The 24,925-nt window shown below is 40.9% G+C and carries 24 protein-coding genes; 14 read left to right on the forward strand and 10 right to left on the reverse strand.

The window, feature by feature from the left end:
- Window positions 1–3: 3 nt before the first annotated feature.
- From QTN47_RS27130 to QTN47_RS27140, 3 genes are all read right to left on the reverse strand, one after another.
- Window positions 4–819, reverse strand: coding sequence for a DUF8758 domain-containing protein (locus QTN47_RS27130; RefSeq protein WP_369332604.1), 816 nt, complete (start codon window positions 817–819; stop codon window positions 4–6).
- A 2-nt stretch (window positions 820–821) separates the two neighbouring features.
- Window positions 822–1,706 carry a DUF488 domain-containing protein gene (locus QTN47_RS27135; RefSeq protein WP_369332605.1) on the reverse strand — a complete coding sequence of 295 codons (885 nt, stop codon included), beginning with the start codon at window positions 1,704–1,706 and terminating at the stop codon, window positions 822–824.
- A 102-nt stretch (window positions 1,707–1,808) separates the two neighbouring features.
- Window positions 1,809–2,078 (reverse strand): acylphosphatase, encoded by a 270-nt coding sequence (locus QTN47_RS27140; RefSeq protein WP_369332606.1) that lies wholly within the window; start codon window positions 2,076–2,078, stop codon window positions 1,809–1,811.
- A gap of 155 nt (window positions 2,079–2,233) precedes the next feature.
- On the opposite strand from QTN47_RS27140, the gene QTN47_RS27145 reads away from it, so the two are divergent.
- Window positions 2,234–2,398 carry a phosphatidate cytidylyltransferase gene (locus QTN47_RS27145; protein ID WP_369332607.1) on the forward strand — a complete coding sequence of 55 codons (165 nt, stop codon included), beginning with the start codon at window positions 2,234–2,236 and terminating at the stop codon, window positions 2,396–2,398.
- Between the two features lie 186 nt (window positions 2,399–2,584).
- Complete coding sequence (locus QTN47_RS27150) at window positions 2,585–4,210, forward strand: ABC-F family ATP-binding cassette domain-containing protein (protein WP_369332608.1); 1,626 nt, start codon at window positions 2,585–2,587, stop codon at window positions 4,208–4,210.
- Between the two features lie 276 nt (window positions 4,211–4,486).
- On the opposite strand, the gene QTN47_RS27155 is transcribed toward QTN47_RS27150, so the two are convergent.
- Both QTN47_RS27155 and QTN47_RS27160 read right to left on the reverse strand, forming a co-directional pair.
- Window positions 4,487–4,684, reverse strand: coding sequence for a hypothetical protein (locus tag QTN47_RS27155; RefSeq protein WP_369332609.1), 198 nt, complete (start codon window positions 4,682–4,684; stop codon window positions 4,487–4,489).
- 148 nt (window positions 4,685–4,832) lie between these two features.
- The gene (locus QTN47_RS27160) at window positions 4,833–7,643 is read right to left on the reverse strand and encodes a M16 family metallopeptidase (RefSeq protein ID WP_369332610.1); all 2,811 of its coding nucleotides are present in this window, start codon (window positions 7,641–7,643) and stop codon (window positions 4,833–4,835) included.
- A 194-nt stretch (window positions 7,644–7,837) separates the two neighbouring features.
- Here QTN47_RS27160 and QTN47_RS27165 point away from each other — a divergent pair, with 194 nt between their 5' ends.
- From QTN47_RS27165 to QTN47_RS27195, 7 genes are all read left to right on the forward strand, one after another.
- On the forward strand, window positions 7,838–8,305 hold the full coding sequence (locus QTN47_RS27165) for an RrF2 family transcriptional regulator (protein ID WP_369332611.1): 468 nt from the start codon (window positions 7,838–7,840) through the stop codon (window positions 8,303–8,305).
- Window positions 8,306–8,416: 111 nt separating this feature from the next.
- On the forward strand, window positions 8,417–10,276 hold the full coding sequence (locus QTN47_RS27170) for a glycoside hydrolase family 36 protein (RefSeq protein WP_369332612.1): 1,860 nt from the start codon (window positions 8,417–8,419) through the stop codon (window positions 10,274–10,276).
- A 230-nt stretch (window positions 10,277–10,506) separates the two neighbouring features.
- The gene (locus tag QTN47_RS27175; protein ID WP_369332613.1) at window positions 10,507–10,839 is read left to right on the forward strand and encodes a hypothetical protein; all 333 of its coding nucleotides are present in this window, start codon (window positions 10,507–10,509) and stop codon (window positions 10,837–10,839) included.
- Window positions 10,840–11,130: 291 nt separating this feature from the next.
- Window positions 11,131–12,069, forward strand: coding sequence for a PstS family phosphate ABC transporter substrate-binding protein (locus QTN47_RS27180; RefSeq protein ID WP_369332614.1), 939 nt, complete (start codon window positions 11,131–11,133; stop codon window positions 12,067–12,069).
- Window positions 12,070–12,097: 28 nt separating this feature from the next.
- Window positions 12,098–12,982, forward strand: coding sequence for a phosphate ABC transporter permease subunit PstC (pstC, locus tag QTN47_RS27185; RefSeq protein ID WP_369332615.1), 885 nt, complete (start codon window positions 12,098–12,100; stop codon window positions 12,980–12,982).
- Window positions 12,979–13,827, forward strand: a complete 849-nt coding sequence (gene pstA, locus QTN47_RS27190; protein ID WP_369332616.1) for a phosphate ABC transporter permease PstA — start codon at window positions 12,979–12,981, stop codon at window positions 13,825–13,827. Before pstC ends, pstA begins: the two co-directional genes overlap by 4 nt.
- A gap of 11 nt (window positions 13,828–13,838) precedes the next feature.
- Window positions 13,839–14,657, forward strand: coding sequence for a phosphate ABC transporter ATP-binding protein (locus QTN47_RS27195; protein WP_369332617.1), 819 nt, complete (start codon window positions 13,839–13,841; stop codon window positions 14,655–14,657).
- Window positions 14,658–14,841: 184 nt separating this feature from the next.
- On the opposite strand, the gene QTN47_RS27200 is transcribed toward QTN47_RS27195, so the two are convergent.
- From QTN47_RS27200 to QTN47_RS27210, 3 genes are all read right to left on the reverse strand, one after another.
- Window positions 14,842–15,678, reverse strand: a complete 837-nt coding sequence (locus tag QTN47_RS27200) for a DUF2911 domain-containing protein (protein ID WP_369332618.1) — start codon at window positions 15,676–15,678, stop codon at window positions 14,842–14,844.
- A 241-nt stretch (window positions 15,679–15,919) separates the two neighbouring features.
- Window positions 15,920–17,203 (reverse strand): carboxypeptidase-like regulatory domain-containing protein, encoded by a 1,284-nt coding sequence (locus QTN47_RS27205; RefSeq protein ID WP_369332619.1) that lies wholly within the window; start codon window positions 17,201–17,203, stop codon window positions 15,920–15,922.
- Window positions 17,196–17,765, reverse strand: coding sequence for an RNA polymerase sigma factor (locus QTN47_RS27210; RefSeq protein ID WP_369332620.1), 570 nt, complete (start codon window positions 17,763–17,765; stop codon window positions 17,196–17,198). Before QTN47_RS27210 ends, QTN47_RS27205 begins: the two co-directional genes overlap by 8 nt.
- Before the next feature lie 150 nt (window positions 17,766–17,915).
- Here QTN47_RS27210 and QTN47_RS27215 point away from each other — a divergent pair, with 150 nt between their 5' ends.
- Entirely contained in the window at window positions 17,916–19,889 is a 1,974-nt protein-coding gene (locus QTN47_RS27215) for a YfbK domain-containing protein (RefSeq protein ID WP_369332621.1), read from the forward strand.
- A 252-nt stretch (window positions 19,890–20,141) separates the two neighbouring features.
- Here the strand turns inward: QTN47_RS27215 and xerD are convergent, their stop codons facing one another.
- Window positions 20,142–21,053: a site-specific tyrosine recombinase XerD gene (xerD, locus tag QTN47_RS27220; RefSeq protein WP_369332622.1), complete on the reverse strand. Its 912-nt coding sequence runs from the start codon at window positions 21,051–21,053 to the stop codon at window positions 20,142–20,144.
- A 111-nt stretch (window positions 21,054–21,164) separates the two neighbouring features.
- On the opposite strand from xerD, the gene QTN47_RS27225 reads away from it, so the two are divergent.
- Window positions 21,165–21,686: a YkgJ family cysteine cluster protein gene (locus QTN47_RS27225; RefSeq protein ID WP_369332623.1), complete on the forward strand. Its 522-nt coding sequence runs from the start codon at window positions 21,165–21,167 to the stop codon at window positions 21,684–21,686.
- 167 nt (window positions 21,687–21,853) lie between these two features.
- The gene (locus QTN47_RS27230; RefSeq protein WP_369332624.1) at window positions 21,854–22,318 is read left to right on the forward strand and encodes a hypothetical protein; all 465 of its coding nucleotides are present in this window, start codon (window positions 21,854–21,856) and stop codon (window positions 22,316–22,318) included.
- Between the two features lie 155 nt (window positions 22,319–22,473).
- Here the strand turns inward: QTN47_RS27230 and QTN47_RS27235 are convergent, their stop codons facing one another.
- Window positions 22,474–22,830, reverse strand: a complete 357-nt coding sequence (locus QTN47_RS27235; RefSeq protein ID WP_369332625.1) for a YraN family protein — start codon at window positions 22,828–22,830, stop codon at window positions 22,474–22,476.
- A gap of 31 nt (window positions 22,831–22,861) precedes the next feature.
- Between QTN47_RS27235 and manA the strand changes: the two genes are divergently transcribed.
- On the forward strand, window positions 22,862–24,073 hold the full coding sequence (gene manA / locus QTN47_RS27240) for a mannose-6-phosphate isomerase, class I (protein WP_369332626.1): 1,212 nt from the start codon (window positions 22,862–22,864) through the stop codon (window positions 24,071–24,073).
- 70 nt (window positions 24,074–24,143) lie between these two features.
- Window positions 24,144–24,722 (forward strand): DUF6580 family putative transport protein, encoded by a 579-nt coding sequence (locus QTN47_RS27245; RefSeq protein WP_369332627.1) that lies wholly within the window; start codon window positions 24,144–24,146, stop codon window positions 24,720–24,722.
- The last annotated feature ends 203 nt before the right edge of the window (window positions 24,723–24,925 follow it).

Consider the following 24,925-nt stretch of genomic DNA (forward strand, 5'->3'; position numbering starts at 1 on the left):
ATATTAGAATAGAGTCATTTGGTTCTGTTTACCAGGATGAAAAGTTCCTATAATGATGAACGGGTTAGGTGCCATCAAATGAAATTCTCTTGTTGTTCCAAGAAATAAATAAAGATCTTTCGTTTTAGCAAAATCACCGAAATACTTGCTACGAATATCTTCACAGGCTTTCGTTTCGTCGCCTTCATGCTTTTTGACACAACGCCAGAAAAGTGCCCCTATTTCCCAGTCTTCAATCATCATGATTCTTTCGATGTTGTCATCGCTTATGAACTTATAAGAGAATTTGTACGGTAGCTTCCGGACCACTTCAAATGGATTTTCTGAATCCTGAAAAAGATTTAACTGGCTGGCCTTTGCTTTTAACTGATCAAGTTTAAGCATATCCCATTGTCGCTCTACCGGTTCACTTTTAAAATCTAAAATAGCTCTGGGCTTTAAAACCGCAAGAGAAGTATATTTTGTGCGGTCTTTGGCGTGTTTGATTAAAACGCTCATATCACTGTAAACATTTTTAAGAACTATTTCTTTCCTTAACCGCCAACAGTCACCTGTTTCAACATGCCCAATGATCTTAAATCCCGGAGATTTGAGTTTATGGCTTTCGGAGCGAAAATCAGCTATGTTCTTTTCAACATCCACTTCTATCCAGTCATATTTACGGTATTGTTGCTCATACTCGAGCTTGCGAAAAGGGATCGGGTAAATTCTTATCCAGGTACCATCTTCAAGAAAACCTGCAGTACACACAAGTTCATCGTATTTTGTTGAAAGGGTTGGGTAAGTTTTAACCGCAATTAAAACTTTTTTAAGGGCCATAGTTATAAATGTTCTATCTCATATCGCCACATAGAAAGTTTAGTAATTGATTCAGCTAAATGTTTTCTGTGGCATTGGCAAATATCTGCCTCGAAGCAAGTTAATGCAATTCGCTTTTTCTTTTGCAATAATTTTAATATATGTTCCTGAACGCCGACCGTCTCTTTCAAGTTGTGTTGTTTATAAATTTGGAAGAGTTGATCATAATCTTCCTGCGTTTTCAATGTACGTCGTTGATCAGATTGTATGCCTACTTCAGGAAGGTGGACATATTCGATACCTAAACTGGCAACAAATTTTGCGAGCTGACTTTTTGAAAATCCAAATTTCATGCTGATTGGATTATTCCTTACGTCCACAAGCATTTTCACGTCGTTTTTAATCAATTTGTTTAGATATGTCTCCAATGAAACTCCCTCGTACCCTATTGTGTACAATATCGTTTTCTCGCTATAAGGTTTTCTTTGCTTGACAGTTTTATAGTCAGTCTCTGTTAATATTTCTTTTGTTTTAATGCTGTTGATAGCATAATAGCCATAATTTAAGTAGGTGAACTTCATCAACTCATCAACAGATAAATTCTCAAAGGAACCTTTTACTTCTGTTAATATCTTCTTATCATCTTCTTTAAGTGTTGCGAAATAATCAACTGCGCACTTTTTAGTAAAGTGGTTTTTATCTTCTTCCAGGTAACCACGCTTTACCATTGCAGAAAGGTCTGCATTTGCTGAAAAGGAATAGCAGCCATATAAATAAGGAACAAAATCGTAAGATGCAGATGTTTGTCTTTCCGAAATCAGAAAAAGTAGTTTTTGCAGTGAAATTTTATGTAATCTGCCATCGCATATTTGCAACAATGCTAGTATGATCTTTCGTCTATAAAACATGATGCGAATGTAGACAAATTAAAATCAGTCTTAATCTGTTCCATAAATAATTAAACCGTAGACAACTTGTTTATTTGACAGGAGTTTTTGCAGACCTTCGTTTTACCCCCGCGTTATCTCAAAACCATCAAACTGCTCCTCCGGTCTTTCAGTAACAACAACATCTTCAACTCTTGCTCTTGCCGGTCCTTTGCGGCACCAATTGACAAAATCAAGCACATCATCTTTGTTTCCGCAAACAACGGCTTCTACATTCTCGCCAGCATTTTTTATCCAGCCGGTCAATCCAAGCTTGTCGGCAACGTCTTTGGCGGACGCACGGTAAAAGACACCCTGAACCTTTCCTTTTATCAACAAATGAACAGTGTACATATTCTGAATTAATGGGTAAGTGCTAATTAAGACACAATTAAAAATAAAATCAACATAAAAGCAAGCGTTCCCGCGCTCAAAAAGTGGCACAATCTTTTATTAATTACTTAATAGAGGCAGTCTTAAGACGCCTCAATACATAAAATAATCTGTATATGAAACCATTATATCATTTTTTATTAATAATGTGTGTGATCCTGGTAGGAGGATGTTCTGCAATAGCAGGTATATTTAAGGCGGGTATGTGGACCGGTATTCTAATCGTTGTGGTGGTAGTAGGCGTAGTTATCTGGCTCATTACAAAATCAGGCAATAAATAACAATCCTAACGAATAATCAATCTTAACCATTTCAATATCAATTTGTTGGCATGCTCGGCTTCAAAAGCCGGCTAGTAACATCTTAACTAAACGATATTCATCTAATAATTACCCATTCCCCGCATAATCCTTACTTTTGCGCCCTCAATCATAATTTCAAGAATAAGTCAATAAATAAGCCCAGGAATGATCAGTGCAAAAAATGTCACGCTTGCATACGGTAAGCGCGTTTTATTTGATGAGGTAAATATCAATTTTACAAAGGGAAACTGCTATGGCGTAATTGGTGCCAATGGAGCAGGTAAATCTACCTTTCTTAAAATATTGAGTGGTGAAATTGAGCCAAATAAGGGAAATGTGGAAATTACTCCCGGCGAGCGCCTGGCGGTATTGAAACAAAACCAGTTTGAGTTTGACGAATACACCGTTTTAAACACTGTTTTGGTTGGCCACAAGCATTTGTGGGATGTGATGCATGAACGTGAAAAACTTTATGCTAAGGAGGACTTTACAGAAGAAGATGGTATGCGCGCAGGTGAGTTGGAAGGTGAGTTTGGTGAAATGGGTGGCTATGAAGCAGAAAGTAACGCCGGTACTTTATTAAGCGAATTAGGCATAAAAGATGATATGCACTACAGCCTGATGAAGGACATTCCGTCTAACATGAAAGTGCGTGTATTGCTGGCACAGGCTCTATTTGGAAACCCGGACATTCTTCTGCTGGATGAGCCTACCAACGGTCTTGATATTGAAACAATCGGCTGGTTGGAAAACTTTCTTGCAGATTACGAAAATATCGTGTTGGTAGTGAGCCACGACCGTCACTTTTTGGATGCGGTTTGTACGCATGTGGCTGATGTTGACAGAGCTAAGATCAAGGTATTCACAGGTAACTACACCTTCTGGTACGAAAGTTCTCAGTTGATGGCGCGCCAGATCACTGACAAGAACAAAAAAGTGGAAGAAAAACGCCAGGCTTTGCTTGACTTCATCGCCCGCTTTAGCGCGAACGCTTCAAAAAGTAAGCAGGCTACATCCCGTAAAAAAGCGCTTGAGAAACTTACTGTTGAAGAGATTGAACCAAGTAACCGTCGTTATCCGGGTATTATTTTCCAACCGCAACGCGAAGTGGGTAACCAGATCCTTAACGTTGAAAATCTAAGCAAATCTGTTGACGGCCGCAAGTTGTTTGACAAAGTGACTTTCAGCATCAATAAAAATGAAAAGATTGCTCTGTTAAGTAAAAACCCGCTCGCTGTTACAAGTTTTTTCGAAATCATTAATAATAATGCACAGGCTGATGGAGGCAAGTTTGAATGGGGAACAACCATTACAAAAGCATATCTGCCTGTAGAAAACAGTGAGTTCTTTAAAGAAGGGCTAACATTACTGGAGTGGTTAAGACAATTCGTTCCTCCAACCGTAACTGATGCTGATGAACCCTTCCTTCGCGGTTTCCTGGGCAAAATGCTTTTCAGCGGTGATGATATTGCAAAGAAAACAAACGTTTTAAGCGGTGGTGAAAAAGTAAGATGTATGATCAGCCGCATGATGCTGCAAAGCCCGAACCTGATTGTTCTTGACCAACCTACCAACCACCTTGACCTGGAGAGCATCCAGGCGTTCAACGATGGTTGTCAGACTTTCCCCGGTATTGTGTTGTTAACTTCGCATGACCATACGTTTATGCAGACAGTTGCCAACCGCATTATTGAAATAACACCTAAAGGAATTATTGACAGACTGATGACCTTTGATGAATACCTGGAAGACGCAAGAGTAAAGCAACTGAGAGAGGAAATGTACGTCTGATTTAAGTTCTCGAATTATAAAATACAAAGCCACCCAATGAGGTGGCTTTTGTACTTCTGGTCATAGTGTTAGCGACGTCCGACTTACGTGCGTGCCCTTTGAATAAAAAAGCGCTCCTGTTAAAAGTTGGAACGCTCTGAATTGTCCGATTAATACACTTATACTCTATTCAATGTTGTTTGATATAACGTCATTTCGCCGCCGGGCGACCGCTTAAATATTCATCTGTTTCCAGATTTGCCTGGCACCGAAATGAAGTTAATCTACACTGAAAAACTACTTAGTGGCTGGTTTTTTCTCGGCTTTTTTTTCTGACTTAGCAGCTTTTTTCTCTGCTTTTGCTGTTGAATCTTTCTTTGCTTTTTCTGCGTGCTCTTTCTTGTGTTTAGAATCCGCTGAAGGAGTTGGATTTTGTGCATTTGCAACTGCAAGACCTAAAACAAGGGCGGCAACTAATAAGAATTTTGCTTTCATGATTTTTTATTTATGAGGTTAATGAAGTATCAGACCCGCCGTATTTTTATTGGTTTAATTTGTTAAAAAATTTTAGCAATTATTTTTTTGGAGCAATAAAAAAGCCACAGACCGAAAAGATCTATGGCTTTTTCACTGTGGAATATTCTTATTTCTCGGGATACAAAACGCCTTGTAACACGTTCTTATCGTTAAATAACTGGTTGGCTGTTGCTTTTATGTTATCAACAGTCAGGGCATTTACCCTTTTCTCGTAGTTCAATGTTCTTTGAATATCATCTCCCTGGAAATAAATGTTATATAAGGCTCCCGCCCAATAACCATTTTCTTTCAGGTGCACTTTATGTTGTTCCAACCACGTTTTCTTCACCTTTTCCAAATCTGTCTGCTCAGGTCCTTTTGTTTTGATCTTGATTATTTCAGATTTGGCTCCGGCTAATAATTTATCAACGTTCTCTGGTCCACATGGCAGTTGGAGAACGAACTGGTAGTAACTATATGGATATTTATTTACACTGCCCGAAAAGCCACCACCGTAAATGGCGCCCATTTTTTCACGAAGATCATCTGTGATCTTAATATTCAGTATTTCAGTTAGTGCGCTGGCTCTTAAGGCAAGATCTTCATTGTACTCAATTTCGCCACTATACATTTGAACAATCAAACTTTTTTGTTCGGTGCCTCTTTTAACGTTGAATGAAATATTACCCTTTGCAAGCCTCAGACCGTTATCTTTAAATTGTGCTGGCTTATGCTGCGAAGGAAGTCCGCCGATATAAGTCGCGAGTAACGGTTTTATTTTCTCAACATCAAAGCTGCCTACTATAATAAAAGTGAAGTCATTTGCATCCGCCAAACACGCCTTGTATATCTCGAATGACCTGTTCAGATCAATCTTATCAAAGTCTTCAGGTTTTGGAACGGCGATGGGTGCCAGCGGATTTTTGTTATACATCACCTGGTAAAATGTATCTACAAAATATGTTTGCGGATCTGCCATTGCAAACTGAACCGCTGATTTTTGCTTGCTCCTCCAGGCGTTGAATAAACCTTCATCTTTTCTTGGATTTGTTAACGCCAGGTAAGCCAGCTGAAGCATGGTCTCAAAATCTTTCACGCTGCTGCTACCACTAATTCCGCTGCTTAAACCAGAAACACGGGCAGAAGCGCTTGCAACTTTTCCAGCCAACGCTTTACGAAGATCTGTCGGAGAGAAGTCTCCAATTCCCATTTGGTTTACAATTGTAGAAGCATAGCTACCGTTATACTTATCTTCAGGACCGTAAGATGAAGTGCCTCCCTTGTGAAAACCACTCATGATAATTTCATCATTCTTAAAATCAGTCGGCTTAAGAATTACTTTGGCGCCATTCGCAAACGTTAGCTCCGTTACACCTAGCACATCCTTCTTTGCTTCACTTGTAATGGTACCAGGAGTTGGTTTAGTTGATAGAAGCTCTGTCGCTACGGCTTTTTCTTCGTAAGGTTTAATATCTCCTTTTCTCGCCGCCTCTACCGTTGCGAGTAATGCTTTGCTATCCGGCAAACTAATACTGTTCTGTGCCGGGCCTTGCAGGCTTACAAAAACATGCTCGTTTTGTTTTAGTTTGTCAGCAACAGCATTCACTTCATCAATCGTAATAGTCGGCATCATTTTCTTGTACTGATCAAACTCCCATTCTATACCAGGCGTTGGTTCCTGCTGGAGAAAGTGGGCAATATATTCCTGCACATAATTGTCGGATTCTGATTTCTCCCTGTCATTATAGATTTTTTCGATGGAAGCCAGCATTTGTTTCTTTGCTCTTTCCAGCTCTGCACTTGTAAAGCCGAATTTCTTTGCCCTTTCAATTTCAGTAGTAACAGCCATCAGTGCAGAGTCAGGTCCGCTTTGGCCTGCCACTGTAAATCCGCTAAACCCTTCATAGCCGCGTGCATAACTGTTAAAGCCTGTGGACGCATATAAGAAAGGAGGATTGCTGCTTTGTGTCAACTCATTCAATCTTTGATTGATCAATGACGTGAACAAACCTTTCACCAATGTTTTGCGATAGTCCCCTGCCGTTGTTTCGGGAGTTGTTTTATAAAAAGGATAATCAATCTCGGCAACAAAATTGGTTGCTTCCTTATCTGTCACAACAATCGCCGTATCTTTTTGTCTTGCCAGCACCTGGGCGAACGTCCTTTCTTTCTGTGTAGCAGGATTTTTCAGGGAACCGAAATAATCTTTAACCATTTTTTCTGCTTTGGCCGGGTCAATATCCCCAACTACAATTACGGCCATTAAATCCGGACGATACCAGTCTTTATAAAAACGTTTAATGGCATCGTACTTGAAGTTTTTCAGGATGCTGTCCTTACCGATCGGAATACGTTCGGCATATTTGGAACCTTCGTACTGAAGCGGGTAAATCTTGCGGAACATCCTGTCTTCAGCACCTTTGCCCAGCCTGCTTTCTTCCAGCACCACACCTCTTTCACCATCAATCTGGGTGTTGTCCATTGTAAGGTTAGATGCCCAATCCTGCAGCACCTGCATGCCTTTTCTAAAATTGCCGGTATCACTTAATGGTATTGGCAGAATGTATACTGTTTCATCAAAGCCTGTATAAGCGTTAAGGTCCGCACCAAACTCAACTCCTATTTTCTGCAGAAAATTTACGAGTTCATTTTTCTTAAAATGTTTGGATCCGTTAAATGCCATATGCTCTGTAAAGTGTGCAAGCCCCTGCTGATCACTGTCTTCCAGTATAGACCCGGCATTAACCACCAACCGTAGCTCAACCTTATTTTCCGGCTTTTTATTCTGGCGGATGTAATAGGTAAGCCCGTTAGAAAGTTTGCCTACCTTAACTTTTGCATCCAATGGTATTTTTTCAGAAGGATCCTGCCCGTTAACCTTCGCCACTACAATGAACACTGCAACGGCCAAAAACGCTCTCGAAAGCTTTTTAAACATGCATCAAATATTTAGTAAGTAAATATATACAACGCCCGCGGCATCATGAGCAAAAGAGGAAGGTAATTCACAATAATTTGAGAAGAGATCCCATGTACGATGTACAATGTACGGTGTACGATGTTAAAGACATCTGACATCGTACATCTAACATCGTACACTGTTTTGTTTCCTTTCCTTATTTTTACACCAACATGTTATCTAAGAAAACGAAATATGCTATTAATGCGCTAGTATACCTTGCAAGGGAATACGAGCAGGAAAACCGTGAACCTATCCAGATCAGCAAAATAGCTGAAAGTGAGAATATACCCCGTAAGTTCCTGGAAGCAATATTGCTTGACTTGCGTAATGCCGGTATTTTAAGCAGCCGTAAGGGAAAAACCGGCGGATATTACCTTCACAAGCCCCCGGAAGATGTAAATATTGCCGATGTGATGCGCTTATTTGATGGTGCGATCGCCTTATTGCCCTGTGTTACTTTCCGGTATTATGAACGATGTGAGGAATGTAAGGACGAAGCTACCTGCGGTATCAGGGACGTATTCGCCGATGTGCGGAACGAAACCGTGAATATGCTAAAAAAAGCTACCCTGAAAGAAATTATTGAACGGAGCAAGCAACTATCTGCAGGAAAAAAGACTGAGATAGAAAACAAATAATTTCCCCGGTTATCCTATTTTTCAGTTTGTCAGACTTTTATGTTACTGACTGGTAAGATAGTGCCCCAATTGAATAAAGACGATAATCACTTTTAAATAACCTCGCCATATATGAAAAAGCTTTTCTTTTGTGCGTGGCTGCTCATTGCCACAGGTTTCAGCTATGCACAGACAAGCGGCAGTCCAGCCGAAATGTTTCTTTCCAGCTTAAAAAAATCTCGTTCAAAAGTTGTCCTGGCTGACGGCAATGAAGCCGGTAGTAATATCGTTGCGTTTACCCGTGACTGGCAAGGAAATATCTGTCATTTTCTCCTCACCAATAAATCTTCAAAACCGCAACGCATAAAAGAAGTTGTTGTGTTTGATTTTAACCATGGTTTACCTGCGACAACACCTGTGTATGGCGAAGCTTTTCAAATGCTGGCGCAAAATGGCGGAACACTTGGCAATCCGACAGATCTCGGCACTTATCCCGACAGAAAACATTACAAAATTCCCGAACCAGAGGGACTGCGTACTTCTTACGGAATGTTCACCATTCAATTAGCTGATGGAGAACGAATTTTACTTGGCAGTACTTCCTGCAACAAGTTTATTTCCCGGTTCTCTTATGACAGGACCAGGATGCGCATTTCTTTTGATTGTGAGGACATCGTATTACAGCCCGGACAATCGTGGAAGCTGGAAGAAATTATGGTAACACATGGTAAAGACAGAGAAAAATTATACGATGAATTTACCAAAGCCATCAGCCAAAATCATCCGAGATTACAACATGATCCTGCGCCCAACGGCTGGTGCTCATGGTATTGTTTTGGTCCTGAAGTAACGGCTAAAAATGTGGATGATAATACTGATTGGATCGCAAAGAATCTTCCTGCTTTTCAATACATACAACTGGATGATGGCTATCAGCCACAAATGGGCGACTGGCTGGATGAGGGCAATGCATTTGGCGGCAAAACGCCTGACGTACTTAAACAGATCCGCGATAAAGGATTGCAGCCAGCTATATGGGTAGCGCCTTTTATTGCCAGCCCGAAATCACGCGTTCTTAAAGAGCATCCTGACTGGTTTGTGAAAGATGAAAAAGGACAGCCGTTATCTTCTGATAAAATTGGCTTTGGCGGCTGGCGCATCGGCCCGTGGTATGTACTGGATGGAACCAATCCCGCGGTGCAGCAACATCTTACTGAAGTCTTCCGCACCATGCATGAGAAATGGGGCGTTACCTATTTTAAACTGGATGCCAATTATTGGGGCTCCATACACGGGGGCGTTCACTACGACAAAAATGCGACCCGTGTTGAGGCTTACAGAAAAGGAATGGAAGCAGTGATGAGAGGAGCCGGCGATGCGTTCCTGCTGGGATGTAATCATCCAATTTGGCCTTCACTCGGGCTCATTCACGGATCAAGAAGTTCAATGGACATTGACCGCAGCTGGCACAGTTTCAAAAGTATTGGTAAGGAAAATTTGTTGCGCGGATGGCAGAATGGCCGCTTGTGGTGGAACGATCCGGATTGCCTGTTGCTGATTGATGCCAATTCTAAAGACAGCGTCCTTGCTGACGGAAAAACTATTACAACCGGACTCATTCCTGAAAATGAATTCTTATTCCATGCAGCTACCATCTACGCATCAGGAGGAATGGTTTTAAGCGGAGATGATCTTACTAAAATAACACCACATCGCTTGGCTATTCTGAGAAAACTTGCCAAGCCAACCGGAGTGGCGGCACGTTTTGAGAATGAAAATTTTGAAGTAGGCAAAACACTAGCCGATGGACATACAACATACACATTGTTTAATTGGGACGATAAGCCTGCTATACGGACAATTCATCTTGAAAAAACAAGCGAGCTAGTCGATCATATTACCGGCGAAAGCCTTGGAAAAATAAATGGCGCCTGGACAGTGAATTTACAAGGCCGCTCTTCAAGAATTATCGAGGTTAAGGAGATTGATTAATGATATAATATTTGTTCCCAACTATCACAAATAGAATAAAACATGTAGTATTGCTTTTGCCATTTAGGTCTTAACCCATCAAAGAATAGATTAAATTGATTGTTAGCGTTTTCCGGAGCATATTCTGAAAATCAAAACAAAAGACTACTTTTAAATCTCAAAAAACTTGATTTTCTGAGCAGTATTGTACCTGGATTTTCGGTCTGTATTAGAAGTCAAAAAGAGCGCAAATGGACAATTTTAGCAAAACAGATGGCGATGCTAATGTACTAGAACTAGCATTAAGCCTGCTTGTGCTTAAACAGGAGGATCTTTATGTTGCCTATTGCCCTTCCCTGGAGTTATCTTCATATGGGAGCACAATTGACGAAGCAAGGACCGGCTTTGATGAGGTTATAGATGCATACCTGGAATATTGTAAGAAAAATCAATCCTTGAAAGAAGATTTAAAGAGACATGGTTGGACGGTAATAGATCAAAAGAATCATATAAAGGCAGAACCTCCGGCAACAGTTGACCTCAATATCATTACAACTACCCCAAAGGTCACCCTAAACGCCTGACACGTACTATAACAGTCAGATGTAATTATAAGGATGTGCCTGTACTCCATATTCATACCAATCTAAAAACACTTGGCATATCCAAAGAGACTTTTGAGCAAGAAATTAAAAACTTTTGATTAAGTCGCGAAAATTCTTTCCATCCTGGATTTAGCAGGGTAAGAGCATCCTTTCACGATTGGTCCAACGCTCGATAAACCGCGGTCATAGTCTTTCAAAAAAATTAATTCCTACTAAATTTATAGATTTAATATAATTAAGTCTTATTTTCGCCTAAATCATTAGAAACGGATGTTAAACAAAAGGTTGTTGCACATAGCCATCCTGGCGGTTTTATTTTCTTCCTGTAGCAGATCAAAGAATCAGCACATTTCGTTTTCGGGCGCATTTGCGCTATATCCATTAACGATTAAATGGGGTGATGAATACAACAAAAAGCATGAGCATCTAAGATTTGATGTGCAGGCCGGTGGCGCAGGTAAAGGAATGGCGGATGCACTTTCCAATGCAGTTGATGTCGGTATGTTTTCACGGGAGATTACTGAAGTAGAAAAGCAAAAAGGTGTTTGGTGGATCTCCCTTACACAAGATGCCGTTTTTCCAACCGTAAGTTCAGAAAATCCTTTTATTGATTCGATCAGGGCAAAAGGCTTAACTAAAGATCAGTTCAAAGCCATTTTTGTTGACCAGTCCATTAAAACCTGGAAAGAGATTTATGCTCCCACTGCAAAAGATGCCAGCAAAATCACTGCCTATACCAGATCTGATGCAAGCGGCGCCGCTGATTCCTGGGCTGCCTTCTTTGGAAAGAAACAGGAAGATTTAAAAGGTGTTGGCATTTTCGGAGATCCGGGCCTGGCTGATGCGGTAATAAAGGATAAAAACAGTATTGGCTTTAATAATACGTTGTACATATACGATCTTAAATCCGGCAAAAAACATCCGGGTATAGAAATTATTCCGATCGATTTGAATGGGAACGGAAAGATTGAACCAGAAGAAAACTTCTACCAGGATCTTCCAACAATTTTAAATGCTATTCATGACAGACGTTATCCTGCGCCACCTGTTAGAGAGCTATACTACATATCGAAAGGAAAACCTCAGCGAAAAGAGGTAGTTGATTTCATAAAATGGGTGTTGAGCGATGGACAACAATATGTCGCAGAATCGGGATTTGTGCCTTTATCAAAAGAACGCGTGCAGGAAGAACTCAAAAAACTGAACTAAAATCAATCAATCATCATTCATTAGTCACATGCAATTAAAAAGAAAACTGGCAGATAAACTTTCCTCAGGCTGGATGATCTTTAGCCTTGCCTTCTTTTTGTTGCTTCCGTTGGCAATAGGCGTTGGCCTGGTGCTAAAATCAAAAGGGCTATTGCATGAACATTCATTACTCGATTTACTGTTTTCCGGTAACTGGGCGCCCTCTCAAAATAAGTTTGGCTTCTGGCCATTTATCATAAGCTCTTTGTGGGTTACGATTCTGGCCATTGTAATTGCAGCACCTGTGTGCCTGCTGTCAGCAATATACTTATCGCAGTTCGCGCCACGTTGGGCGTTAAAACTGATGCGCCCTGTAATTGATATTCTTGCCGGCATTCCATCGGTAATTTATGGTGTGTGGGGCATATTGGTGATGGTTCCTTTCGTAAGCAGTCTCGGTGCTATATTGAATAAAGAAACTACCGGCTTTAGCATTCTCGCAGCTGCACTCGTGCTTGCAGTAATGACCATTCCTTATGTTTTAAACATGTTACTGGAAGTGTTCCGGCAAATACCGGTTGAATTACAGGAAGCATCTTTATCACTGGGTGCAACAAGGTGGGAAACAATAAAACACATTATTCTCAGAAAAGGCTTATCGGGAATTATTTCTGCCATTGGACTGGGATTCTCAAAAGCGCTGGGCGAAACAATTGCAGTGCTAATGGTTGTAGGTAACGTTGTGCAATTGCCGAAGAATGCTTTTTCATCAGGTTATACATTGCCATCGCTGATAGCAAATAATTATGGTGAAATGATGAGTATTCCTTCATATGACGCTGCCCTTATGTTTGGTGCGCTACTTCTGTTTGCAATCATACTGGCTTTTAATTTTCTGTTCAGATACATTATTTATAAATCGGAAGCGCTATGAGGAAAGGGAAGAAAAGATTCGAGGAAAAAATGTTTCGTTACCTGTCAGCAGGCATAACGCTCTTTATCGTGTTTCTTTTATTGCACATCATATGGAGCATAGCTTCAAAAGGATTTGCTGCATTATCCTGGCAGATGATCACGGATGAACCAAAAGGAGGATTTTATTTTGGTAAAGAAGGCGGGATTCTAAATGCGATAGCAGGCTCTTTTTACCTGGCAGTAGCGGCAACAATCTTATCATTTGCCATCAGCCTTCCTGTTGCGCTTTTTATCAATGTTTACCTGAGAAAATATCCACGCCGGGCAAATGCCATAAGATTTTTTCTTGATGTATTGTGGGGCATCCCGTCTATAGTATACGGAGCGTTTGCATTCACCATTATGATGTTTGCGGGTTTAAGGACTTCTCTGATAGCAGGCATCATTACTGTTGCAGTGATGATAGCACCAATCATGATCCGCGCCATGGACGAAGTGCTCAAAACAATTCCCATTGGTTTGCAGGAAGCCGCTTACGCACTGGGCGCCACAAAAACGGAAACCGCCTTCCATATTTTCTTAAGAAAAGCATTGCCTGCTTTTGCGACAGCAATACTGTTAGCTTTCGGCAGAGGGATAGGCGATGCAGCTTCCGTACTGTTTACAACCGGATTTACTGACTATGTTCCGTCAAGCATACAAGAACCGGCAGCGACGCTTCCCCTGGCCATATTTTTTCAGTTGGGTTCACCGGTTAAAGAGGTTCAAAGCAGGGCTTATGCAGCTGCACTTTTGTTAACCATTATCATATTAGTAGTTAGCGTATTAACAAGGTTGCTTAATAGACATACCAGGCAATCATAATCAACAACAGCATGGAACAAACAACCGCAACACTCAAAGGGATCATCCATCCGTATGAACATTACGGAGAAGGATTGACGCAGCCCATTGTGGAAGTAAAGGGCCTGAATGTATTTAGCAAGAATGCACAAATTCTAAAGAACATTCATCTTTCCGTTCCGAAAAATAAAATAACTGTTTTGCTGGGACCATCCGGTTGTGGTAAGACCACTTTATTGAAATGCCTGAACAGGCTAACTGATTTATATAGTGATTTGCGGCTGGACGGTTCAATTTTTATTGACAATGAAGACATTTTAAATACACCACGCGATATAACGGAAATAAGGCAAAAGATGGGATTGCTGTTGCAAAGGCCTTTCCCGTTGCCCATGTCTATTGCGGGAAATATTACTTACGGACTTAAACTAAAAGGTATTCGCAATAAAAAAATACTGGAGGCAAAGGTTGAAAAACATTTGCGCGATGTGGCACTCTGGGATGAAGTAAAAGACCGTTTATCCCATTCTGCCAACAGTTTATCCATAGGTCAGCAGCAACGTCTTTGTCTTGCGCGGGGCCTGGCAGTTGAGCCTGAAATTATTCTTGCAGATGAACCTACTTCAGCGCTCGATCCTATTTCAAGCAAGGTGATTGAGGAAGAGTTCATCAAATTAAAAAATGACTATACCATCATATTGGTTACGCATATATTGAGGCAGGCAAAGCGTCTTGCTGATTATGTTGTGTTCATGTACTACGGTGAGATTGTAGAACACGGCGATGCGGAAGAAATTTTCAACAATCCGAAAACAGCGTTGCTAAAACACTACCTGGAATCCGGATATTAAACTTGTTGTTGGAGGTTATATGCTAAAACCTTAGCCGCTCTATTCCTGGAGTGGCTTATTTTTTTTACTGTCTTACGATCTTACATGTCTTACACGTCTTACGGTCTTACTATCTTACGGTCTTACTGTCTTCAAAAAAAGCCACTTCCAAAGAAGCGGCCTTTTTTTCAAATTCTTTCTTTTCTTATAACGTCTTAATCAGCTCGTTTGCCATCTTTACATATTCATCGTTCTTGGCTTTGGTAGCAGCTTCAACACATTTGGTTGCGCTGGCTTTTGCGCCATTGCTATCCTTCATTTCTTTCTGAATCCTTGCCTTCATAAGGTACATCCAGAATGCATCAGGGTTTGAAGCCAATGCACTGTTTACATTTTCCAATGCTTTGGGATAGTTCTTGTCATACTCATAGTAGAACCTTGCTGCATCCCAATACGGTTTTTTATCGGTTTTCATTGCAGCTTCAATCTGGCCTCTAACCTTTTCAACCACGTTAGTAGAAATAGGTATCGCTACACCTGTGCTTCCCCAAAGCAAAAACAGGTTACAGCTTTCATCTTTCAGATCACCAAAAAGCATAGTAAATGTTTCCAGGTTTTCATTCATGTTGAAAGAAGGCACTTTCATTTTTACAACATCATCAGATTCTTTGTAACCATCAGCGCCCCAGTTTTTCAATCCCTTATTAAAAATCACCTCCCATTCAGAACTTCCCGGTACAGTGTAAATAACATAGCTACCTGAATCAATTTTAGTGGTTCCGATTGTTACAGGGTCAGTAAAATGGATTAACGTGGCAGCATTTGCGCCGGTTCTCCATACTTTTCCAATAGGAGCAAGCGGCGTGTTGTCGCCAAATACAGCTCTTCCTCTTAATGATGGCCTTGAGTAAGTCAGTTCAATCTGACCTGTTCCAAAATCCTGTTTGATGTTTGTTGTTGGACTTGGTTGTGGCATTTTAACCTGCGCCTGAGTAACAAAGGCAGAGACCACGAAAGCAGCAATTAGCATGTGCTTCTTCATATGCTTGTTTTTAGTTTAATAAATGCCGACAGACAGGGTGTTCTTCCGGTAATCAATCAACAATGCAGTCTAAACAAAGAGAATGTTTTTTTCCACTTAACTAAACAACATTGAATTGCAAACCTAATAGAATGTAGTTAATAACCAACGGGAAATACGGAAATGTGTCAATTTATTTATGGACGGGAAGAAATGAATTAGCGGATGGAAAAAATCGGGATGAAACGACTATTTTTTCAACTTAAAAGTGAATGGTGACCTTACCTTTCTTTCTTTTTTTGTCGCTTGTCCAGGCAGGTCCCCCTTTAATAATGTCTACGGCAATTTTATCAGCATCGCCATTCAATGACTTTAAAACTTTAAAGCTGTAAGGCTTCCCTTTATTGTCGACCAGGAATTCTATCATCACATCACCATTTAAATCCGACATACTCGCAGTAGAATCATATTTTTTCTTCATTTTTTCAGCAACATATTTATCGAAAGACTCCCATCCGGTAACCGGGCTGGCCAGGCTATCAGTCTTTTTCATTTTTCTGCTTACATAATCCATCACTACTGTCTCAGCCAGGGATTCTCCGCTTTCGGAAATGGTAATTGCATTGTTTGAATCCTGCTTCAGGAGTACATTTTTGTCCGCGTAACCGATTGACGAAACTGAAACCATTGCTGTAGAATCCTGCGACACGATGGCAAAATTGCCATCCATATCAGTCACGGTTCCTGCTTTTGTGTTCGTAAATGCAATAGTTGCGTTTGGCACCGGCAAATGATTTTCATCGGATACCTTCCCTTTAAAGACATATGTCTTTAAAGGTGCAGCAAAACCACGCTGCGTACCGGACGTTACATTTCGTAGCGCCTTTGATCCATTTGATATTGCCGGTGATATTTCTTTAATCGTATCGCTTTTTGTTTTTTCTTCAAGTAAATCCGCCCGTGCTGCAACAGCTTCTTCATCGCGGGCTACTTTCGCGGCCTTCAATTCTTCTTTTTTTGCGGCGTTAGCCTCAGCCCGGGCAAGTTTTGCACGTTGTTCCCTTTCAGCCGCTACTTCCTTATTTTTTTGTGCTTGCCGGATAACTTCATTTTTAGCGATTACCGGCGGCTCAGTTTTTTGTTCATTAGCAACAGTATCGGCAGATTGTGCGGGCTGCCTTTTTTCCTGAGCGACAGCCAGGCCCGTTGCCGAATTATTTTCTTTTATCAGGAGCCAACTTATAGTACCAATTCCCGCCAATAAAATAACAGATGCTGCTATACGCCACCAGCCATTTTTCCTCACAAGAATGGGAATTACTTTAGTCTCGTTTTTATCCTGACGAAGCATTGCACTGATTTCATCCAGATGTTTATATGACTGGCTTATATCTGCTTCACGATAACCTTCAATAGCATCCGCAAGAAAAGGATCGCTGAGTGCGGCCCTTTCCAGATCATGCATCTCCTTCGCAGTCATGCGACCGCTCAGGTATTTTTCGATATCTGCTATTGAATAGTTGATATGTGAATATTCATCAGCCATTTTTTTCCATGCAAATTTTAAGATTTCGCCTGCCGTTCTGGATCAGGCTTCTCACCTTATTCCACTCCAACCCCGTTTCCTCTACAATTTCATTGTAACATTTGCTCTCCAGGTAAAAAAGCCGGATACTTAATTTTTGATCTGCAGACAATGTTTCTATGCAATTTTCAAGACTCTTAAATTCCTGCTCGCGCTCCAGCACATTGTCAAGATGCGAAAATTCCACTGATTGCATAATTTCCTGCTGAAACTCAACTGTAACATTTTTTTTAGCGCTCCGCAAATACATTAGGCAATGGTTTTTCGCCAGTACATAAAGCCATCCTTTAAAATTGTCAACACTATGGTTATTTAGTTTTAACAACAATTCATGGTAAATATTCATTACAGCATCTTTGGCCAGTTCGCCGTCCTTCAGATATTTAAGGCAGGTACCATACACAAGGTCTGAATAACGCAGATATAAACGTGCCAGCAACTCCTGATCGCCAGTTTGTTTGTAAGCCTGTAAAAGCGCTTCGTCCGTTTCTTCAGTTTTTCTTATGTGCTGTAGTGGTATCAATCTCTTTATTGTCAAACAAAAATACAATTCCTGAAAAAAAGTACCAGATGTTTATGTAATCCCTAACAAACGCGCATCCTACTCAAAACAACAAAAAAATACCTGTAAAAAAAGATCCGTACCCTTTTATCATCAATTAAAATCAATGTTATGAAAAGGATGCTTTTCCTAAGCTTTTTGCTTAGCATGCTGGCTTTTGCCTTTACTTTTCCCGTTGCAAGAACAATTACCGGAACTATAACAGGAAAAAACAATCAGCCCTTAGCCGGTGCGGGCATTTTATTAAAAGGCTCCAACATCTCAACAATTTCCGGCCTAAACGGCACTTTCAAAATTGTGGTACCAGATAACAAGGCCATTCTTATTATCACCTATGCCGGTTATCAAAGTAAAGAGGTACGCGTGGGACAAAAAAATCAACTAAATATTTCATTAAAGATCGCAACATCCCAGGTGCAGGAAATAAACCTGCTCCCGAACGAAGAAGCAAAGGCTGAAGCAGGCAGCGCCAGCACCCCGCTGACATTACACATGAAATCGTCAGATATCGTCGTTACAGGATATGCCGCGAAGATGCGAAGAGCCGAACCAGGAACCGGAGCGCGGGCTTATGATAATGCAGATTCATCATGGCGCTATAATGACAATTTCAATACGGAATCTTATGATCATATAACGGATAACCCGTTTCTGAAAGCAAAGGACAATCCGTTGTCGACCTTCAGTATTGATGTGGATGCAGCATCTTACAGTAATATCAGGCGCTTCGTCAATGATGGTCAGTTACCTCCTCCGGGAGCTGTGCGGATTGAAGAAATGGTGAACTATTTTACGTATCAGTATCCGCAACCTGTAAACAATGCACCTTTTAGCGTAAACACAGAGCTTGCTGCATGTCCATGGAATCAACAACACAAATTATTGCTCATTGGATTACAGGGGAAAAAAATACCCGCCGAATCATTACCGCCGGCAAACCTGGTCTTTCTTGTTGACGTAAGTGGTAGCATGGACGAACCCAATAAATTGCCGCTCGTGCAATCTTCTTTAAAACTTTTGACAGATCAACTGCGGCCGCAAGACAAGGTTGCACTTGTTGTATATGCCGGCAATGCGGGAGTTGTATTGCCTTCTACCTCCGGCGAGTCAACAATAACCATTAAACAGGCTATTGACCAGTTACAGGCCGGTGGTTCTACAGCGGGTGGAGAAGGCATTCAATTAGCGTACAAAATTGCGCGGAAGAACTTTATTAAAAATGGCAATAACCGTGTAATTCTTTGCACAGATGGCGATTTTAATGTTGGTATGAGCAGTGATGACGACCTGGAAAGATTAATTGAAAAGGAGAGAGAAGGCGGCGTGTTTTTAACAGTATTGGGCTATGGTATGGGCAATTATAAAGACAGCAAAATGCAAAAGCTGGCTGATAAAGGAAATGGCAACCACGCTTATATTGATGGCCTTACAGAAGCCAGAAAGGTACTTGTAAGCGAATTTGGTGGCACTTTATTTGCAATAGCCAAAGATGTTAAGCTGCAAATAGAATTTAACCCGCTGAAAGTGCAGTCGTACAGGCTTATTGGCTATGAAAACAGGCTTTTAGCTAAAGAAGATTTTAATAATGACACAAAAGATGCGGGTGAATTAGGCAGCGGCCATACAGTTACAGCGCTATATGAAGTGGTACCTGCAGACGTAACTGATCCTTCGACCGATAACGTTGACCCTTTACGTTACCAGGATCCTTCAAAAACTGTAAAAGTGAATGCATTTAAGGATGAGTTAGTAAATATCAGGTTACGATACAAGAATCCCGGAGAAGATGTTAGTAAACTTTTACAATACCCTCTGATTGAAAAAACAGTTGACATAAAATCAACCTCAGCCAACTTCCGTTTTGCTTCGGCAGTTGCAGCATTTGGCATGTTGTTACGCGATTCAAAATACAAAGGAGCTGCGGATTATAAACTCATTTCATCTTTGGCAGGCGGGGCACTTGCCAATGACAAAGAGGGATATAGAAAAGAGTTTATACAGTTGGTTGAAAAGGCATCGGCTCTATCAAAAAAGAAAGATGTATCAAAAGTTCAGGTAGTGCCCGTTGATGATGATTCTGAATAGCAGAGACGACCTGCAAAAATGTTCACTCCTAACACCAGCATACGGCTGCGGGGCTATTGCTTCGCAGCTATTTTTTTTGAAGAATATTCCAGTTGAGGTTATTATTCTCATGGAAACCAAAATACAGTTACACGGAGTGTCACGGAGGAGACACTGAGTTGCACAGAGAATATTCCCAGGAGATATATTTCAAAGTGAACGCTACTATTGACTTTGGGTTTTGAGCTTTGGGCTTTAAGCTTTAAGCTCAAGCTATTTCTTCATCTTCCCAAATGCCGGATGATACCGATTCAATGTATCTCTTAAAAAATCCCTGTCCAGGTGGGTATAAATCTCCGTAGTAGTAATACTTTCATGCCCTAACATTTCCTGTACGGCGCGGAGATCTGCACCACCTTCAACAAGATGTGTGGCAAAGGAATGACGGAAAGTGTGCGGTGATATATTTTTTGTAATGCCTGCCTTTTTTGCCAACTCCTTAATGATGTAAAAAATCATGATGCGGCTTAGCGATTTGCCATGTTTGTTCAGGAACAATATGTCTTCAAAGTTCTTTTGTACCGGCTGGTGAACACGAATGTTCTCCCGGTATATTTTGATGTATTTGATTGCTTCACTACCTATAGGCACAAGTCTTTCTTTATCTCCCTTTCCGATAACTCTTATAAAACCAACATCCAAATAGAGGGCACTGATTTTAAGGTTCACAAGTTCGCTAACGCGAAGGCCGCAGCTATATAATGTTTCAAGAATTGCCTTGTTTCTTCCTCCGTCTGGTTTGCTGTGGTCTATTTGCGAAATGATGGCCTCAATCTCTTCAAAACTCAATACATCGGGTAAGGCCCTTTTTAACTTAGGTGCTTCAAGCAAAGTTGAGGGATCTGCAGAAACGATGTTTTCAATCAGACAGTATTTAAAAAAAGCTTTTATGCCGGAGATGATCCTGGCCTGGGATGTTGGGGTCATACCCAACTCTGCAACCCACTGAACGAAGTGATGCAGATCATTCAAATGGACCTCTTGCGGCGATTTGCCGTTACCGGAAGCAGACAGGTATTCTGTAAGTTTGTCAACATCCCGTAAATAAGCTTCCACGGAGTGATCGCTCAGCGATTTCTCCATCTGCAAATAAACCTTAAACCCTTTTTTGTACGGTTGCCACATTGAAAATATCCAGCTTTAAAATCTGAAAGAAAACTAAGCCGCAAGATAATTGAATAAAGCTTGCTAATTCAATAACAAATACGATATTGCGGGCACATAAGTTTTGTGAATATGCAGCCTGTCAATTTCCGTTCGTTTGCCCAGAAAGTCCGCCATAACAAGAAAGGCTTTAAACGCTTTTTAGCTAAAGTGGAAAAGAAAGCGCCAGAAAATCTTGATCAGATGGCAGAAGAGATCGATAAAGAAGTATGGGGTGTAACAGACTGCCTTAGCTGCGCCAACTGCTGTAAAAAAATGACGCCTACTTTCACTACGAAAGACATTACCCGCATTTCTGCTTTTTTGAACATGTCGCCCAAAGCCTTCAAAGAAAAATGGTTGTACTATGATAAAAAGGACCGCGATTGGATGAACAGATCTCAGCCCTGTCAGTTTTTAAACCTGGCAGACAACAAATGTTCCATCTATGAAGTAAGGCCCGAAGACTGCGCCGGCTTCCCACACCTGAAGAAGAAGAAAATGGTTGATTATATTCACGTTCATCAACAAAATATTGAGTATTGCCCGGCCACGTATAATATGGTGGAGAGGATGATGGAAAGGATGGAAGACCGTAAGACAGTAAGATCGTAAGACAGTAAGATCGTAAGACGCGTAAGATGGTAAGACACGTGAGACGTGCAAGATTGGTAAGATGTGAAAAAAACAACAATTGTATGAATTGACGCGTAATGTATTGGTAGCAGGATTTTCCGGAAGTGAAATAAATGATCAGCAATCAGCAACCATAAACGCAACCCATGAGTGAACAGAAAGACCTGCTAACTGAAGAACTGGAATCGCTCACGATCAAAAGAATTAAGCTTATTCCTTTATGGATAAAAATATTCGCCTGGATATTTTTGATCATGGCCGGTTCAATTCCCATTATTATAATACTCGCACTCATTAACGGAAGCGGGCTATTAAGTCTTTATGGCTTTCAAACGCTAACTCCATTTTCGCTTACAGGGATATTGATAATGCTGGCCTTTGCTTTAAAAGGCATTGTGGCTTTTGGATTACTGAAAGAAAAAGATTGGGCAATCAAATTAGGATTAACTGACGGATTTACAGGCATAGCTGCCTGCACATTCGCGACGTTACTTCCTTTGTTTACAAATTTTACCGGCTTCACTATCAGACTTGAGCTTGTTGCGTTGATTCCATATGTAATGAAACTACTCAGCATTAAATCGCAATGGGAGGAAGACATGAAGGTATAAGGTCAGAGGCATAAGGCTTAGGGAAGAAATAGGTTATTCGTTTACCTGGCACCTATCCTTACACCTCACACCTTACACCTCACACCTTATACCTTACACCTGATACCTTACACCTGACACCTCTTAGCTCATAGCTGACAGCTGATAGCTCACAGCTAGAAATACACATCCTCCAACATAAAATACTCCACCGCTTTTCCGGACTGCATGGTAATCGCAAGCACGTTAAACTGAAGGTATTTCCAGTCAGGATAAAGTTCCTGGTACTGCTCTGCGGCATTACGAAGATTTTGCATCTTCTTTTTGCTGATGCTTTCCTCGGGATAACCGAACCGATCAGAAGTTCTGGTCTTGATTTCAAAGAAATACAACATTCTTCCTTTAGCGGCAATAATATCCACTTCCCAATGGCCGTAACGCCAGTTTAATTCCAGAATTTCATAGCCATTTTCATGTAAATATGCGGCAGCCATTTGTTCTCCCTTATTTCCTGTGAGCTTATTATGATGCATTGTATTAATTTGCGGGTTAAACTTATTTATCATGAGCTTTTTGCAAGATAAAATTTTCAAACTGAAAGGAAAGGTGCAACATTATGCATGGGGTGGATTTTCTTATATTCCTTCCTGGCTTGGTGAAGAAAACAAGGATAACAAGCCTTATGCTGAATACTGGATGGGTGCACATCCTTCAGCTCCGTCGGAAATTCAAACACCTAACGGAACGCTTTCCCTGGATGTACTGATTAAGGATTACCCGGAGGAATTTATCGGAGAAAAGGTTCAAAAGCAATTCGGAGAACTTCCGTATTTGTTTAAAATACTTGATGTACATGAAATGCTAAGTATCCAGGTACATCCCACCAAAGAAGAAGCAGAAAAAGGATTTGCGGCAGAGGAAACAGTAGGCGTTCCACTGAATGCACCAAACCGAAACTATAAAGATAAAAATCACAAACCTGAGGTGATGGTTGCGCTCAGTGAGTTTTGGCTGTTACACGGCTTTAAACCCAAAGACGAATTAATGATCACTTTAAAGACTATTGCTGAGTTTGCGGAGCTTGAAGAGCTGTTCCTTGAAAAGAGCTACAAAGGATTATATCAACATGTAATGGAACTGCCACAGGATAAGGTGGATGAAATTCTGCGCCCGCTGGTTGAAAAGGAATTAAAAAGAAAAGCGAGTGGAGATTTATCCAAGGATGAGCCCGGCTGGTGGGTTTGCAAGCTGTTTGATGGTAAGGAAGACTCAATTAGTTCAATTGATCGCGGTGTATTTTCCATTTACTTTTTCAATATTGTAAAGGCGGAGCAGGGCGAAGCTGTTTTCCAGGGAGCCGGAATTCCTCATGCTTACCTTGAGGGGCAAAATGTGGAACTAATGGCTAATAGCGACAACGTTCTTCGCGGCGGCCTTACACCGAAACACGTGGATGTTCCGGAATTGCTTAAACACACAACTTTTCAGGGCATTGATCCTCATCTGATGAAGGGAAAAGATACCAATGGCGAAAAGGTTTACAATTGCCCGGTTCCTGATTTCGGCATTAGCAAAATTGAACTTTCCGGAGACCAGACCTATTCGGGCAAGGCCTCCTCACTGGAGATCATAGTTGTAATTGACGGTGAACTTACCGTTGCGGGCGCAAACTCCGTGGAAGCGAAAAAAGGTGAAGCGTTAGCCATTTTGCAGGGCGAAAGCTATACCATTTCCACCGGCAGCCGCGTGCTGGCATATAAGGCCTTTGTTCCATAACAATTAAAACTTATTTTTGTGTTCCGGTTTTTATACATATCCTGAACGCTGACAACTAAAAAATAGACAAATGAAAGTTTCAAAATCCGTTATCATAGCACTTGTTTTGCTTGTATTGGTTGCTTCCTTATACAGAGTTTTGCCAACAAGGCAATACGGTTTTGCACCTCAGTACGCTATGGCCATTTTTGGAGGCGCCTTGTTTGTGAAAAACAAAAAATGGGCGTTCATCCTTCCAATAGTATCCATGTTTATCAGTGACCTCTTATACCAGGTATTGTATATAAATGGCTTATCACCCATATACGGTTTTTATGAGGGTCAATGGCAGAACTACCTGTTATTTGCCGGTCTGACTACAATTGGTTTTTTAATTAAAAAGATAAACGTAGTGAATGTGCTGGTAGCTTCAGTGGCGTCTCCGACTGTATACTTTATTTTATCAAACTTCATCGTTTGGTCTGGCTGGACAGGAACAAGAGGACTGAACCGTCCGAGAACATTTGAAGGTTTGATGATGTGCTACTCAGACGCATTACCATTCTACCCCAGCAGCGTATATGCTACATTGTTTTTCTCCACTGTTTTGTTTGGAGGGTATTACCTGGTTAAGCATTACACACAGGCTAAAAACACGCAATTAGCATAGCGAATAAAGAGATATTTATATTATCATCCCGGGAGTTTCTTCCGGGATTTTTATTTGTAGAATATTGGAGCTTGGAACGATTAAGAAGTGAATAATGAATGGTCAATCAATGTCGTTGAAATAAGAACTAAAGTTGTTTATAATTCATGGAAGGCGGCCTTTTAAGCCGCTTTTTTCGATCGAATCTTCTATTCGGCCTTATG

Source organism: Danxiaibacter flavus, assembly GCF_041060425.1.
Lineage (GTDB): Bacteria > Bacteroidota > Bacteroidia > Chitinophagales > Chitinophagaceae > Danxiaibacter > Danxiaibacter flavus.